General features: G+C 64.5%; 1 protein-coding gene. It reads right to left on the bottom strand.

From position 1 onward, the window contains the following. Positions 1-279: 3-keto-5-aminohexanoate cleavage protein (locus tag ACSFA3_RS25955; protein ID WP_435508178.1), on the bottom strand; the 279-nt coding region annotated here is incomplete at both ends.

Here is a 279-nt window from a genome sequence, read left to right as displayed (position 1 = left end):
ACGCCGCACGTTCTTCGGCGTGTTCATCACCACGTCGGGGCCGGAATTCATGGTGTTGAGGTCGAGCGAGCACACGTCGGGCCTGATGAGCGCGATGTGCTCCACGCGCTTTTCCGGCGGCAGCAGCGTGGTGCCGGGCGCGGCGATCTTCGGGTCGTCCTCGCTCGGGATGTAGCGACCGCCCGGGCCGGTCGTCATGTTGATGATGATTTCGCGGTTCTCTCGGCGAATGCGGTCGACCACCTCGCGATACAGCTCGACTTCCATCGAAGGCTTGCC

The sequence above is a fragment of the Variovorax glucosi genome (genome assembly GCF_051216695.1).
GTDB lineage: Bacteria > Pseudomonadota > Gammaproteobacteria > Burkholderiales > Burkholderiaceae_C > Variovorax.
The sequence above is the reverse complement of the archived record's forward strand: the minus strand, read 5'-3'. Positions and strand labels throughout refer to the sequence as shown.